13 protein-coding genes and 1 pseudogene are annotated in these 12789 nt (G+C 61.4%); 12 read left to right on the top strand and 2 right to left on the bottom strand.

Annotated features, from left to right (window positions below):
- Genes ASE60_RS09915 through ASE60_RS09905 form a run of 3 tightly spaced genes read left to right on the top strand, consistent with a single transcriptional unit; the run spans position 1 to position 2922 of the window.
- The gene (locus ASE60_RS09915; RefSeq protein ID WP_057249746.1) at positions 1-1059 is read left to right on the top strand and encodes an ABC transporter ATP-binding protein; all 1059 of its coding nucleotides are present in this window, start codon (positions 1-3) and stop codon (positions 1057-1059) included.
- Positions 1060-1081: 22 nt separating this feature from the next.
- Complete coding sequence (locus ASE60_RS09910) at positions 1082-2116, top strand: TIM barrel protein (protein WP_057249744.1); 1035 nt, start codon at positions 1082-1084, stop codon at positions 2114-2116.
- Positions 2113-2922, top strand: coding sequence for an inositol monophosphatase family protein (locus ASE60_RS09905; protein ID WP_057249742.1), 810 nt, complete (start codon positions 2113-2115; stop codon positions 2920-2922). Before ASE60_RS09910 ends, ASE60_RS09905 begins: the two co-directional genes overlap by 4 nt.
- Before the next feature lie 17 nt (positions 2923-2939).
- On the opposite strand, the gene ASE60_RS09900 is transcribed toward ASE60_RS09905, so the two are convergent.
- Positions 2940-3869, bottom strand: a complete 930-nt coding sequence (locus tag ASE60_RS09900; protein ID WP_057249740.1) for a LysR family transcriptional regulator — start codon at positions 3867-3869, stop codon at positions 2940-2942.
- A gap of 239 nt (positions 3870-4108) precedes the next feature.
- Here ASE60_RS09900 and ASE60_RS09895 point away from each other — a divergent pair, with 239 nt between their 5' ends.
- Together ASE60_RS09895 and ASE60_RS09890 are read left to right on the top strand one after the other, a co-directional pair.
- Positions 4109-4753: a glutathione S-transferase N-terminal domain-containing protein gene (locus ASE60_RS09895; RefSeq protein ID WP_057249914.1), complete on the top strand. Its 645-nt coding sequence runs from the start codon at positions 4109-4111 to the stop codon at positions 4751-4753.
- 51 nt (positions 4754-4804) lie between these two features.
- The gene (locus ASE60_RS09890) at positions 4805-5728 is read left to right on the top strand and encodes a DMT family transporter (RefSeq protein WP_057249738.1); all 924 of its coding nucleotides are present in this window, start codon (positions 4805-4807) and stop codon (positions 5726-5728) included.
- Between the two features lie 56 nt (positions 5729-5784).
- On the opposite strand, the gene ASE60_RS09885 is transcribed toward ASE60_RS09890, so the two are convergent.
- Positions 5785-6714, bottom strand: a complete 930-nt coding sequence (locus ASE60_RS09885; protein ID WP_057249736.1) for a LysR substrate-binding domain-containing protein — start codon at positions 6712-6714, stop codon at positions 5785-5787.
- Between the two features lie 303 nt (positions 6715-7017).
- Here ASE60_RS09885 and ASE60_RS09880 point away from each other — a divergent pair, with 303 nt between their 5' ends.
- The 7 genes and pseudogenes from ASE60_RS09880 to ASE60_RS33585 form a co-directional block, all read left to right on the top strand.
- On the top strand, positions 7018-8124 hold the full coding sequence (locus ASE60_RS09880) for an extracellular solute-binding protein (protein WP_057249734.1): 1107 nt from the start codon (positions 7018-7020) through the stop codon (positions 8122-8124).
- 105 nt (positions 8125-8229) lie between these two features.
- Positions 8230-9216: an ABC transporter permease gene (locus ASE60_RS09875; protein WP_082615795.1), complete on the top strand. Its 987-nt coding sequence runs from the start codon at positions 8230-8232 to the stop codon at positions 9214-9216.
- Positions 9216-10010, top strand: coding sequence for an ABC transporter permease (locus ASE60_RS09870; protein WP_057249732.1), 795 nt, complete (start codon positions 9216-9218; stop codon positions 10008-10010). Before ASE60_RS09875 ends, ASE60_RS09870 begins: the two co-directional genes overlap by 1 nt.
- Complete coding sequence (locus ASE60_RS09865) at positions 10010-11095, top strand: ABC transporter ATP-binding protein (RefSeq protein ID WP_057249731.1); 1086 nt, start codon at positions 10010-10012, stop codon at positions 11093-11095. Before ASE60_RS09870 ends, ASE60_RS09865 begins: the two co-directional genes overlap by 1 nt.
- Positions 11096-11163: 68 nt before the next feature.
- Positions 11164-12291 carry an NAD/NADP-dependent octopine/nopaline dehydrogenase family protein gene (locus tag ASE60_RS09860; RefSeq protein WP_200964167.1) on the top strand — a complete coding sequence of 376 codons (1128 nt, stop codon included), beginning with the start codon at positions 11164-11166 and terminating at the stop codon, positions 12289-12291.
- Positions 12292-12453 (top strand): annotated as a pseudogene (locus ASE60_RS35370) (glycine C-acetyltransferase); the annotation flags it as partial.
- Between the two features lies 1 nt (position 12454).
- The coding region (locus ASE60_RS33585) for an aminotransferase class I/II-fold pyridoxal phosphate-dependent enzyme (protein ID WP_156414623.1) at positions 12455-12789 on the top strand (335 nt) is incomplete at both ends.

Genomic DNA, 12789 nt, shown 5'->3' with positions numbered 1-12789 from the left:
ATGGCCTTTCTCGACATCCTTCATCTGGAAAAGTCCTTCGGTGCGCAGCGCGTCGTCAAGGATTTCAATCTCGGCATAGAGAAAGGCGAATTCATCTCCTTCCTCGGGCCTTCCGGCTGCGGCAAGACCACGGTCCTGCGTATGGTCGCCGGGTTCGAGACGCCGACGTCCGGCGCGATTTGCATCGACGGGCGCGATGTAAGCGGCCTGGCTGCCAACCGTCGCAACATCGGGATGGTGTTCCAGGCCTATGCACTTTTTCCCAATCTTACGGTTGAGCAGAACATCGGGTTCGGCCTGCGAATAAAGGGCGAGGGAAAGGCAGCGATCAGCGCGCGTGTTGGTGAAATGTTGGAGCTGGTCGGCCTGCCGAAACTCGGCGAGCGCTACCCGTTCCAGCTTTCCGGCGGCCAGCAGCAGCGGGTAGCCTTGGCGCGTGCGCTCGCAATCCGGCCGCAGGTTCTGCTGCTTGATGAACCTCTATCGGCCCTTGACGCGAAAATACGCACGAGCCTGCGGGAGGAGATCCGCCGCATCCAGCGTGAGCTCGGGATCACCACCATCTTCGTGACGCACGATCAGGAAGAGGCGCTGTCGATGTCGGACCGCGTAGTGGTCATGCATCAAGGCATAGCCGATCAGGTCGGCACGCCATTTGAAATCTACAATCGGCCGGCGACGCGTTTCGTGGCGCAGTTCGTGGGGACACTCAATCTCCTCGACGCCCGCCTCCTCGACGCAGCCGCGGGGCGGGTAGGGCTGGGGGATATCCCGGTGGCGCTGAACCGGGAACTGCCCGGCCGGGTTGGTGACCGGTTGAGCCTGGCGCTGCGGCCGGAAACAGTGGTGCTGGGGCGAAAAGACGAGGGCAGCGTCGTTCTCTCCGGCCATATTGCGGAGGTGCATTTCCTGGGGTCGGTAATCCGCATCCGTGTCGCGGTTGCCGGTCAGATCGTCTCCCTCGATACGTTCAATCAACCCGACACGCCGCCGCCTTCAATTGGCACGCCGGTCGAGGTCAGCATTTCTGATCGCGACCTACTCGTTCTTGCCGCCTGACGAAGCTCGTGAAGGAACCGGGATGGTGACCGATATGCCATGGGAAATGACGCATCGTCCGAACTGGAGGCAGAGGATAGAGGGGCTGTCGGCCGAAAGTCGCGCGCGGCTCGCTGCACGGGCACGACGCGCGCCGCTGTTTGCCCATGCCTATGCCTTTCACCTGAACTTCCGCTTTGGCGGCATGAAACCCTTGGATCTAGTTGAATTCGCGAGAGGGCAGCGTCTCGCGGGCCTCAAGATTCATGTCGAGGACGGCGAGCAGGCAAGTCTCGCCAGAATGCCGGACGAGGCGTTGAGCGCCCTTGGCGCGGCGGTGAGCGAGTTCGGCCTGGAATTGCATGTCGAGACCAGCACGACGGAGCTTGCCGGGCTCTCGGATGCGGTGCGCATTGCGCTTTTGACCGGAGCCAGCTCGCTTCGCTGCTATCCGCGTTACGAGGGGCGTATCTCGCAGATCGTTGCGTGGACGATCGCAGATCTCAGGCGGCTTGAGGTACTCGATCCTGAAGGCAGGCTCCGGTTCACGCTTGAACAGCATGAGGATCTCAAATCAGCAGAGTTGATCCAAATCATCGAGGCGGTCGCTAACCCGCGCCTCAGCCTCCTGTTCGATTTCGGCAACATGATCAATGCGTTCGAAGCACCGATGTCGGCCCTGGCAGCGCAGGCGCCATACATCACCGAGGTACATGTCAAGGACTGCCTCGTGCGGGCGGACCGCGGCGGTTGGGCGCATCTCGCCTGCCTGTCTGGAAACGGCGATTTGCCGATGCTCGCGATGTTGGTGGAACTCTTGCTGCTTGGCGGCGACAAGCCCCAGGTCCTGGCCTTCGGGCTGGAAGAGGAGGAGGGCTACTTCGCGCCTGCACTCCGCTTTGCTTCCGAGGCCGGGGACCCGTTCATTCCCGCCCGCTCGCCAAGCTTCACGACGATCGGAACGGGCAATCAGGAGAGGCGGCTGCGCCAGGAGATAGCGGCCGCCCACAGGCAGGTCGAAACCATCCGAAGCCTGTTGCAGAAAATCATAACCCAAGCTGAGAAGGTCCAAGAATGACGGCCGAACACGTCTGCCCGCCGGCGTTTCTGGCATTCGCCCACGAACTGGCCGATGCCGCCGCCACCGTTATACGCCCCTATTTCCGCCAACGGTTGGAGATCTCAGCCAAGGCGGACAGCAGTCCTGTTACGGAAGCCGATCGCCTTGCCGAAATGACGATGCGGCAGATGATCGAGACGTGCTTTCCTGACCACGGTATTCGTGGAGAGGAGTTTGGTGCCGCCAATGCGGATGCGGAATGGGTTTGGGTGCTCGATCCGATTGACGGCACGAAGTCTTTTGCGTCCGGCTCGCTGGCTTTCGGTACCCAAATCGCTCTCCTGCATCAGGGCACGCCGTTCATTGGCATCATAGATCAGCCGGTAACAAACGAACGCTGGGTTGGCCAGCGCGGATGCCCGACCCTCTTCAACGGTGTACCGGTCCAAACGAGCGATTCGGTCCGCCTCAAGGAGGCGATCGTCTATACATCGGCGCTGGAGCAGTTCGATCCCGATGCCAAAGAGCGCTTCTCGCGACTGGCCGCCGGGGCGCGCTTCACGCGCATGTCTCATGATTGCTACGCTGCCGGCCTGCTCGCGCTCGGTAGCGTTGATCTCCTGGTCGAGAGCAACGTGTTCGATTACGACATACTTCCGCAGATACCCATCATCGAAGGGGCGGGCGGTATCGTTACGGACTGGGAGGGCCACCCGCTGGATGACACGCACCGGTACGAGACAGTCCTCATGGCAGCAAACGAGACGCTCCATGCCGAAGCGCTCGGTCGGTTAAAGCGCGGGAAGGACCCGGTAGCGGACTAGTGGGCCAGTCGCATTGTCTAACGAGTGCGTTCCGCGGGATGGTGCCCTTCGAATAGCGGGCGATGTTTCGCGAGCGCCTGGCCTGCAAACTCGGTAAAGGCGCTGACCCGGGCCGTGCGGCGCAGATCCTCATGGGTGAGAAGCCAGAGTTCTCGCGTCATTTCAGCAACCGGCGGGCCGATGCGCATCAGGCCGGACGTCGTATCGCCGAGATAGCAAGGGAGAGCGGTAAGCCCGATGCCGGCTGCTGCCGCTTCGCGCGCCGTAACCAGCGAGTCACAACGCAGCACCGCTGGCGCCGGCAGCGTCGCGCGCATCCATCGTGCGACGCTTGTGGAAGCAAGCGCGTCGCCGAGCCCAACCCAGCGTTCCCTCGCGAAGTCGATCTCGTCGACTGATGCCAAACCGCGTTCCTGAAGGTAGGAAGGCGCCGCATAAACGGCGAAGGCAACACTCGCGATCCGGCGGCCAACGAGGGCATCGGGGGAATCAACGGCTGGGCGAATGGCGACGTCCGCGTCGCGGTGGGAGAGATTTGCCAGAGCATTCGACGTGCTCACCTCAAGCAGGACGCCGGGGTGGCGCTGCTGGAAGGCAGCCAATATCGACGGCAGGATCGAGGCCATGAGCGTATCGGTGGTGGTGATCCGCAGACTGCCTTCCAGACGCAGATCCTGTCCCGTCAGGCGCCGTTCGAGCTCAGTGACCGTTTCGGCCATCTGCCGCGCCACCGCGAGCAGTTCCTCGCCTCCGGCAGTCAGCGTGTAGCCGGACGGGAGGCGATCAAACAGCCGAACCCCCAATTTCTGTTCGAACGATCCGACGCGGCGGAGCACCGTGGTGTGATTGACGCCGAGCGCGCGGGCGGCAGCGGCCAGAGAATTCGTCTCCGCGACCGCCAGGACAAAGCGGAGATCTTCCCAATCGATTTGGCGGTGGCTGTGCATGATTGCGCAAACTTACAACAGGGAAGCGGACCGGGCGAGCGAAGTTGCAGCGCTGTCCCCATTCTCGGTCGGATCGGCAAAGCCGACCCCTCACGATCAGGCGCCTTGGTGTTTGGTCGCCGCGTTGCTGGTGTGCAAATATGCAGTGTCAGACGGCAAAGCAACAGATCGCGCTGCGAGAAAGCACGGTCTAACTAAGTATCCACGATCGGGCGGACCGGTCGATGGAGATACGCAAGATGACCCCCATCCAACTTTACACCTACCAGACGCCGAATGGTCACAAGGCCTCGATCATGCTGGAGGAGACCGGACTGCCCTATGATGTTCACGTCATCGACATCGAGGCCGGCGAGCAGAGGACACCGGAGTTCCTGGCCCTCAATCCCAACAACAAGATACCGGTTATCGTCGATCCGGATCAGGATCGCACCGTCTTCGAGTCGGGCGCGATTCTGCCCTATCTCGCCGCGCGATCCGGTGTGCTCCTGCCCGGCTCCGATGCGGAGCGCATCCAGGTTCAAAGCTGGACTTTGTTCCAGGCCGCCCATGTCGGCCCGACCTTGGGCCAGCTCTGGAACTACAAGGTCTTCGCACCGGAGAAGATCCCCTATGTCATTGGCCGCTTCGAGGCGGAAGCAAACCGTGTCTACCGGGTGCTCGACGGGCAACTGGCGCGCTACTCCCACATCGCGGGCGAGGCATACGGCATTGCCGACGTGATGACCTGGCCATGGATTCATGCCGGTCTCACCAAGCTCGGCCTCACGCTCGACGCAACGCGCAATCTCGCCCGGTGGTACATGGCGGTCGGTGCCCGCCCGGCTGTGCTGCGCGGACTTGTCGTCCCGCGGCTGCTGGCCCGCGAGAGCATCAGCGCCTGATCCTTTCTCCCTATCCACGCTCAATGTCATTCTCATCAAGGAGGTCCCGTCATGGAGACCCTGTTCGTCCCAATGGCTCTGGTTGCGGGCGGTCTGCTCGCCGTTCAGGCCGGCGCCAATGCGCAGCTTTCGAAAGCGGTCGGATCACCGTTCGCGGCGACCACGCTCCAGCTCGCGATTGGCACCGGTTTGCTGTTTCTCGTCGCCCTGTTCACCGGGACGGTCGCCGTGCTTGGCGCGGTTCCGCAGGCGGAGTGGTGGCATCTCATCGGAGGCACTGCCTCGGCCGTCTACGTCGTCTCGACGATTGTTCTATTTCCCCGCCTCGGCGCAGTAGTATCGGTCGGCCTCTTTATCGCCGGGCAGATGCTCGCTTCTCTCGCACTCGATAGCTTCGGCCTGCTTGGTGTGGCGCAAACCGGGCTTCGAGCCGGAGCCGCGGCTGGCACGCTTGTCGTGCTCATCGGTGTCGGCATGGTCGTGTTCGGCCAAGGCGGAAAGGACAATCTCAAAGCCGACAAGCTTGGATGGATCGCCTTGGCACTCGTGGCCGGCGCGGTCCTCCCGGTCCAGGGGGCGATCAATGCGCTGCTGCGCCAGGAGCTTGGCGGTGCGCCGTTTGCGGTGGGCGCGATCTCGTTCTTCGTCGCCACGCTCGCCATGGCAGCGGTGATGCTGGTAGCGCTCGCCAGGCAAAAGACACCTCGCCCCAACATCGGCGGCGTGCAGACCATGCCCTGGTGGGGTTGGCTCGGCGGTTTCGCCGGAGCGACCTATGTCACTACGGTGTTTACTGCGATCCCGGTGATCGGCGCTGCCGCAGCCGTTGGTTTCACTGTCGCAGGTCAGCAGGTCGCAAGCGTATTCGTCGATCGCTACGGCTGGTTCCGCCTCCCGCAAAGGTCGGTGTCGGGCTTGCGTCTTGCCGGTGTGGTGCTGCTGCTTGCGGGTGTCGCTCTCATCAAACTCGTCTGAAGCAAGACCCACCTTATCGCAGTCGGCGATCCGCCGACTGCCCGAGAACTTCCATGTCACTCAGTCGCTTGGCTGGTCACACCCATTCCGAGCTGCATTTCCTGCACGGTGGCGCGCGTCGCCTCAACATAGGCATCAACGAGATGACGATTCTTTGTATCGCGAAGCCAGCAGAGGCTGAGATCAGATGCAATGTTGGGGCGGAAGGGCCTGATCGTAAGGTGATCGCGCTGGCCGTAGGCGAACACCGGGTCGACAATGGCAATCCCGAGCCCGTTGGCGACCATTTCACACACCGCCGGCGCAAGGGTCGCATCCATGATGTAATTCAGGCGGGTGCCGTAGCCATCAAGTGTGCTCTCGATCTTTTGCCGGATGCGGTTGTCGGCGGCAAAGCCGATATAGGGCTCGCCATCGATGTCGGCCGGCTCGACCTCTTGTTTCGCCGCGAAGCGATGGCCCGCCGGCGCTATGCAGACAAGGTCGCCGCCGCGTAGGGGAACGCATTCGATATAGGGGTTGTCCGTATTGCGATTGATCAGGCCGATGTCGACCTGTTTGGAGAGCAGCCATTCAACGATGAATTGCGAACTGCGGATCACCACGGAAATATAGGCATCGCCATACCTGGCAAGAAAGCGCTTGTTGGTGTGGCTGATGAAGGGACCGGACAGGGCCGGCATCACGCCAACGGAAATTTGCCCAAGCTCCTCGCGCCGGATGAGGTCGACGGCGCGCTCTATCTGCTTGATGCCGGCAAAGACACGATCAATCTCCTTGTAGAGCCGCATCCCGTGTTCCGAAGGGATGAGCCGGCCCTTGACGCGATCGAACAGCGCAAGTTCCGTATCCTCTTCCAAATGCGCCAATAGCTTGCTCACCGCAGGTTGCGAGATATGCAATATCTCGGCTGCACGGCTGACCGTACCACATTCGATCACGGCCTTGAGGGCCTCGATTTGTCGGAGGTTCGGTGCACGCTTCATTCCATAACCTCTCAACAGGGGCGGCCTGCAATCACCCTAGCTCCGGCACCGGATGTTGACAATGTGACTGCTCGCTATGCTTGAAAACACCGGGACCCGGCGCCGCGAAGGGGAACGCAATCCTATAACCTTTTGGAATAGACGCAGACTCAAAAACAATTAGACGGGTCAAAATCGCTGCGCCTATCTAGGTGCAGGCTGCAATCGGATCGATCCGGTTGCGCGATTGGCGATCGGCCCGGCATTGCGCCACGCACGGACCGACGCTCATCAAGTCACGCTGGGAGGCGCGAGGAGGAACAAATGATTATCGGGCAGAAGATCAATCGCAGGAACGCACTCAAGCTGCTGGGAGCTGGCAGCGCGACGCTGCTCGCAGCGCCGTACATCATCCGGCCGGCCAGCGCGCAGAGCTCGGTTCTCAACATCACCACATACGACAAGTTCCTGCCGCAGGACTTCATCGAGCAGTTCCAGAAGGAAAGCGGCATTGAGGTGCGCATCCGTCTGACGGACGACCAGGGCAAGCAGTACAATCTGCTCACGGCAGAAGGCGCAAATCCGACCACCGACATCGTCACCGTTGCGGGCCATCGCTATGGCCAGTTCATCGACTCGAAGCTGGTGCAGGCGCTGGACACAGCAAGGCTGCGCAATTGGTCCAACCTGAATCCGGCCTATCAGGACGCGGCCTGGGCGCGCTACGAGGGCAACCTGTGGGGGTTGCCGATCCTGGCTGGCTACGAAGGCCTGGTCCGCAATACGGACTACGTGCCGGAGGCCGACAGCTGGGGCATCATGTTCGACGAGAAATACGAGGGTCTGACCGCGTACCTGGCGGGCGACTTTATGTCGATCACCATGAAATATCTTGGCCACGATGGCGATTTCGTCACCTATACCGACAAGGCCGAAGAGGCCCGCAAGGCTGCAAACGAGGCGCGTGACTTCCTGATCAAGCACAAGCATATGGTTCGCAAATATTACGACGCAGCCAGCGAAGTGCAGCAGATGTTCATCAACGAGGATATCCACCTGGCGCAAGCCTGGTCTGGCCCGGCCGCCAAGCTGATCATGGACGGCGTGCCAGTGAAGCTGTCTGTGCCGAAAGAAGGCACCTACGGGTTCTGCTACACGCTGAACATCGTCAACAATGCGCCCAACGCCGAGAACGCCTACAAACTGTTCGATGCTATCCTGGCCAATCCTGAGGTCGGAGCGGCAATGACGCGCACCTCCGGCTTCAGCTCGACGATCTCGGGCGTCGACAAGCTGCTCAACGACAAGGAGCGGCTGGCGTCGACGCTGCCGCAGGACGAACTTGAACGTGTCACCTTCTTCAGCTCGACTAACCGTTCGCTGAAAAACGAAATCATTGATCGTGCCGTCGCCGAACTGAAGGCGGCTTAAGCTACCATAGAGCGGCGACTGGCCCTGACCCCGTTGTAGCGACGGGGTCAGTAAGACGACGCACGTCTGGTCGCCGCCCAACGGGTCAAGGTTTGGGACAATTCAATGGCCGTGGGAACAAGCACAGCGGATGGCGGTATCCCCGCCTATGCCGCTCAAATGAAATATTCGACAGGCATTGCCCGGGTGATCCACTCGCCGGCCTATCGATATACGTTGGGCGCCGTTGCCGAGTGGCGATACGGACGCATCCTGCTCTTGGCCGGCGTGCCGGTTGTCTGGATGCTGATGATGCATATCGGCCCCATCTACGAGATGCTGCGAATCAGTCTTCTGTCCAGCTATCCGCCGGAGCCTGGCGTGGAGGCGAATTTCACGCTCGACAACTACGCGCTGTTCTTCAGCGAGAAACTCTACTGGATGCCGCTGCTGCGTAGCTTCGTCTACGCATCGATTGCAACTGCGGTAACCCTGATCGTGGTCTATCCGGTTGCCTACTACGTGGCAAAGGTGGTCTCGCCCGGGGGTAGGTCGCGAGCGCTGCTCCTGCTGTTGGCACCGTTCTGGGCCGGCGAAATCATCCGCATCTTCTCGGTCATCATGCTTCTGGCCAATCGTGGTGCAGTCAACGTGCTTCTGCGGGAGATCGGGCTGACCGACCGCCCCATTCAGATGCTCTACACCTCATTCTCGATCAGCTTCGGCCTGGTCTACATGGTCTGCCTGTACATGTTGCTGCCGCTCTATTCGGCGATCGAGAAGATCCCGAAATCCCTGCTTGATGCGTCAGCCGACCTCGGGGCAGGGCCGTTCACGCGCTTCCGCCGCATCGTGCTGCCGCTTTCGCGCGACGGTATCGTCTCCGGTTGTTCGTTGGTCTTCCTCACCTGCATGGGCGTGTTTGCTGCCCCCATCCTGCTTGGCGGGCCGACCACCAGCATGTTCTCCGAGACGATCAGCAGCTTCTTCCACGGTGCCAGCAGCCGCTGGCCGGCGGGCGCTGCCTTCGCAATGATCATGCTGGCTGCATCCCTCGTAACCGTGGGGCTGTTCATGCGGGTCGTCGGCGGCTCGAAGCAAAGGACATTCTGATGCGCGCCGTGTTTCTCGATTGGCCAGGGCTGGCCCTCAAGTCCTTCTACTGGCTGTTTGTCCTCTATCTGTTTCTGCCGTTGTCGTTGATGGTCGCGGTCAGCTTCAAGGATGCGAGCTTCATCTCGTTCCCGCTCGGAAACCTGACGATCGACTGGTACGCCAAGGTTATTCAGGACAAGCAGTTCCTGGACGCCTGCCTTTACACCATCATGATCGCCGCGGCGACGACAGCCATCGCAACGGTGATCGGGGTCTGGATCGCGATGTTGATCGGATCGCTGCGCGGTGCCGCTCAATACGTGGCCTTCGCCGTGGCCTGCCTGCCGGCCGTCGTGCCGGGTATGATCTCGGCGATCTCGCTGCGCATTTTCATCACGACCATAGATCTTCCGACAGGGACAGTGGCCATCATTCTCGGCCACGTCGTCCATGCCGTGCCCTTCGTTGTGGTCATGGTGCTGACGCGACTGCGTTCGATGCCGGGCAATCTGGTCGACGCCGCGCGTGATCTCGGTGCGGACAGCATCGTCACCTTTTTCCGCGTCACCCTTCCTTACCTGGGGCCGGCCATATTCGGCGGCATGATCTTCTGTCTCCTGCTGTCGAGCGATGACTTCGTCCGCACCTTCTTCCTCGGCGGCTACCGCCCGACGCTGCCGATGCTCATCTTCGCTCGCGTACAGTCCGGCATGTCGCCGGAGATCAACGTCATGGCCACGCTCGTCCTGGTCGTGACGGCCGTGGTCGGCCTTTACGCAGAATATCTCACACGTCGTTCGAGGATCCGCTGATGGAACCGGTTGTTCAGTTCGAAAATGTCAGGAAGAGCTTCGGCAGCTTTGTCGCGGTCGAAAATCTCAACCTCAACATAGAGCGCGGCAAATTCGTCACATTGCTCGGCCCTTCCGGCTGCGGCAAGTCGACGACGCTGCGTATGCTCGGTGGGTTTGAAACACCCACGAGCGGCCGCATCCTGCTGTCCGGCCGCGACGTGACCCAGGTTCCGCCGAACCGGCGCAACGTGAACATCGTGTTTCAGGATTATGCACTGTTTCCGCACATGACGGTCGCGAAGAACATTGCCTTCGGCCTGGAGTTGAAGGGGGTCGACAACCGGCAGATCCAGAAGCGGGTATCGGAACTTCTGGAGCTCGTACAATTGCAGGAGTTCGCAAGCCGACTTCCGTCCGAGCTGTCGGGCGGTCAGCGCCAGCGTGTCGCTTTGATGCGGGCGCTCGCACCCGATCCTGACGTTCTCCTGCTCGACGAGCCTCTTTCTGCACTCGATGCGAAGCTTCGGCAGACCATGCAGGTCGAGCTCAAGGCGATCCAGGAACAGACTGGCAAGACGTTCATGTTCGTCACCCACGATCAGGAAGAGGCACTGACCATGTCGGATACGATCGTGGTCATGAACAATGGCCGGATCGAGCAGATGGGCGATCCGGCGACCCTGTACAATCGGCCGGGCTCCGCTTTCGTGGCGACCTTCCTCGGTGAAACCAATCTGTTGCGTTCCGATGTCGTCGGCGCCGAAGCTGGGGAAGCCGCGGTGCGGTGGAACGGTGTGACGATCAAGACCTCTGCCGGCGCGCTGTCTCCCAAGCCAGGCGACGCGATCTACGTCGTGTTGAGGCCTGAGGCAATCCAATGCTCGGCGCACGAACCGAGCGTGGCAAACCGGGTGCAAGGGCGGATCCGCCAGCGCGTCTTCAAGGGCAACCACACGTCGCTCAAGGTCGAGATCGGCGACGGACACCTGCTCAACGCGCTCGTTCACCCAAGCGAAGTGGAAGGCCTCAGCCGCGACGACATCTGGGTTGGCTGGCCGTCCGAAGCGACCACACTCATCCCCTCCCGAAACGCGGCGTCATAGCCGCAGCGTCTTAACGACGGGCGCCTGGCGGCGCCCGTTACCCGATATCAGTTAAAATGGAAAACGACATGCGAGTAGGTATCGCGGGTGCGGGCTCTATTGCCTTTGGCACCGCCGCACTTCTTGAAAAACTGGGACACAAGGCAACGCTCTGGTCGCCGTCCGGTACAGGTACGTTGGCGCTCACCGAGGGAGAAAGCCTGACGGCCGAGGGTGCCGTCGAAGGCGTATTCGATCCGGCGGTCGCTGAGAGCGCAGCAGATCTGGTCAGCGGTGCAGATGCGATCGTCATCGCGCTGCCGGCCTACGGTCACAGGTTCGTGCTGGACGCAATCGCGCCGTATCTTGCCGCCGGGCAGCTGGTGATCTTCAGTTCGCATACCTCGTTCGGAGCGCTTTATCTTTCATCGCTTCTGGCCGCGCGCGGCATAACCGTGCCGATCGTTGCCTGGGGGACGACGATTGTCAGCGGCAGGAAGCTCGGCCCGGCGCTGGTCCAGGTGAACACGATACGAAAGCAGGTTGATCTGGCGACCGTTCCGGCATCGGAGAGCGCCAGGGGATACGCAGTCTGCACGGCGCTCTTCGGCGAACATTTTGTCGATCGCGGCAACCTTCTGGCGATCGCTCTCTCGAACCTGAACCCGCAAAATCATCTCGGGATCGCGCTTGGCAACATGTCGCGCATGGAGCGCGGCGAGAGCTGGATCCAGGCCCAGAACGTCACCCCCAACATCGGCCGTCTCCTGGAAACGCTCGATCGCGAGCGTCTGGCCGTTGCCGAGAGACTGCAACTAGATGTGCGCGACATCTTCCAGCATTTCCACCTGTCGTTCCATGTGCCGGTCAGCAACATCTCGCAAATGAACCAGGAGATGCACCAGGCCGGCCACTGCGGCACCGGCCCCGCGACAGCGGACAGCCGTTACGTGACGGAAGATGTCCCCTTTGGCTTGGTCGTCACGGCGCAGCTCGCGCGCCTCGCCGGCTGCCCGGCGATCCTGCATGAATCGGGTATCCGCATCTTCTCGGCAATGTACGGCCGGGACTTCGAAGGCGAGAACGACATCCTTCCGAAACTGGGGCTCGAGCGACTGGATCTCGAAGGTCTCGATGCGCTCTGCCGCAGCGGCTTCCCGCCGGTTGCAGCCGAATTGCCCGCAGAGGCGGCGCATCGAGCCGAAGGAAGCGTCTGAATGAACGAACGCTTCCTCTCCCATCTTCGTTCTGAACTCGAGGGCCTGAAGACGGCCGGGCTTTACAAGTCGGAGCGTGTCATCACCTCGAAGCAGGCGGGCGCGATCGAGGTCGCCTCGGGCGACCGCGTGCTCAACTTCTGCGCCAACAACTATCTCGGCNTACAAGTCGGAGCGTGTCATCACCTCGAAGCAGGCGGGCGCGATCGAGGTCGCCTCGGGCGACCGCGTGCTCAACTTCTGCGCCAACAACTATCTCGGCCTTGCCGACAACGCGGAACTCGCCGAGGCCGGCAAACAGGCGCTCGACCGCTACGGCTACGGCATGGCCTCGGTGCGCTTCATCTGCGGCACGCAGGAGGAGCATAAGGCCCTCGAGGCGCGCATCTCGTCGTTCCTCGGCCTGGAAGACACCATCCTCTATTCCTCCTGCTTCGATGCCAATGGCGGCCTGTTCGAAACGCTGCTTGGCGAAGAGGACGCGATCATCTCCGACGC

It is taken from the genome of Ensifer sp. Root278 (genome assembly GCF_001429285.1).
Lineage (GTDB): Bacteria > Pseudomonadota > Alphaproteobacteria > Rhizobiales > Rhizobiaceae > Ensifer.
The sequence above is the reverse complement of the archived record's forward strand: the minus strand, read 5'-3'. Positions and strand labels throughout refer to the sequence as shown.

Excerpts from the sequence above, each read along its gene's own strand:
- ASE60_RS09910 (WP_057249744.1), top strand. The coding sequence starts at position 1,082 with ATGGTGACCGATATGCCATGGGAAATGACGCATCGTCCGAACTGGAGG.
- ASE60_RS09905 (WP_057249742.1), top strand. The coding sequence starts at position 2,113 with ATGACGGCCGAACACGTCTGCCCGCCGGCGTTTCTGGCATTCGCCCAC.
- ASE60_RS09900 (WP_057249740.1), bottom strand. The coding sequence starts at position 3,869 with ATGCACAGCCACCGCCAAATCGATTGGGAAGATCTCCGCTTTGTCCTG.
- ASE60_RS09885 (WP_057249736.1), bottom strand. The coding sequence starts at position 6,714 with ATGAAGCGTGCACCGAACCTCCGACAAATCGAGGCCCTCAAGGCCGTG.
- ASE60_RS09890 (WP_057249738.1), top strand. The coding sequence starts at position 4,805 with ATGGAGACCCTGTTCGTCCCAATGGCTCTGGTTGCGGGCGGTCTGCTC.
- ASE60_RS09915 (WP_057249746.1), top strand. The coding sequence starts at position 1 with ATGGCCTTTCTCGACATCCTTCATCTGGAAAAGTCCTTCGGTGCGCAG.
- ASE60_RS09865 (WP_057249731.1), top strand. The coding sequence starts at position 10,010 with ATGGAACCGGTTGTTCAGTTCGAAAATGTCAGGAAGAGCTTCGGCAGC.
- ASE60_RS09880 (WP_057249734.1), top strand. The coding sequence starts at position 7,018 with ATGATTATCGGGCAGAAGATCAATCGCAGGAACGCACTCAAGCTGCTG.
- ASE60_RS09860 (WP_200964167.1), top strand. The coding sequence starts at position 11,164 with ATGCGAGTAGGTATCGCGGGTGCGGGCTCTATTGCCTTTGGCACCGCC.
- ASE60_RS09895 (WP_057249914.1), top strand. The coding sequence starts at position 4,109 with ATGACCCCCATCCAACTTTACACCTACCAGACGCCGAATGGTCACAAG.
- ASE60_RS09870 (WP_057249732.1), top strand. The coding sequence starts at position 9,216 with ATGCGCGCCGTGTTTCTCGATTGGCCAGGGCTGGCCCTCAAGTCCTTC.
- ASE60_RS09875 (WP_082615795.1), top strand. The coding sequence starts at position 8,230 with ATGGCCGTGGGAACAAGCACAGCGGATGGCGGTATCCCCGCCTATGCC.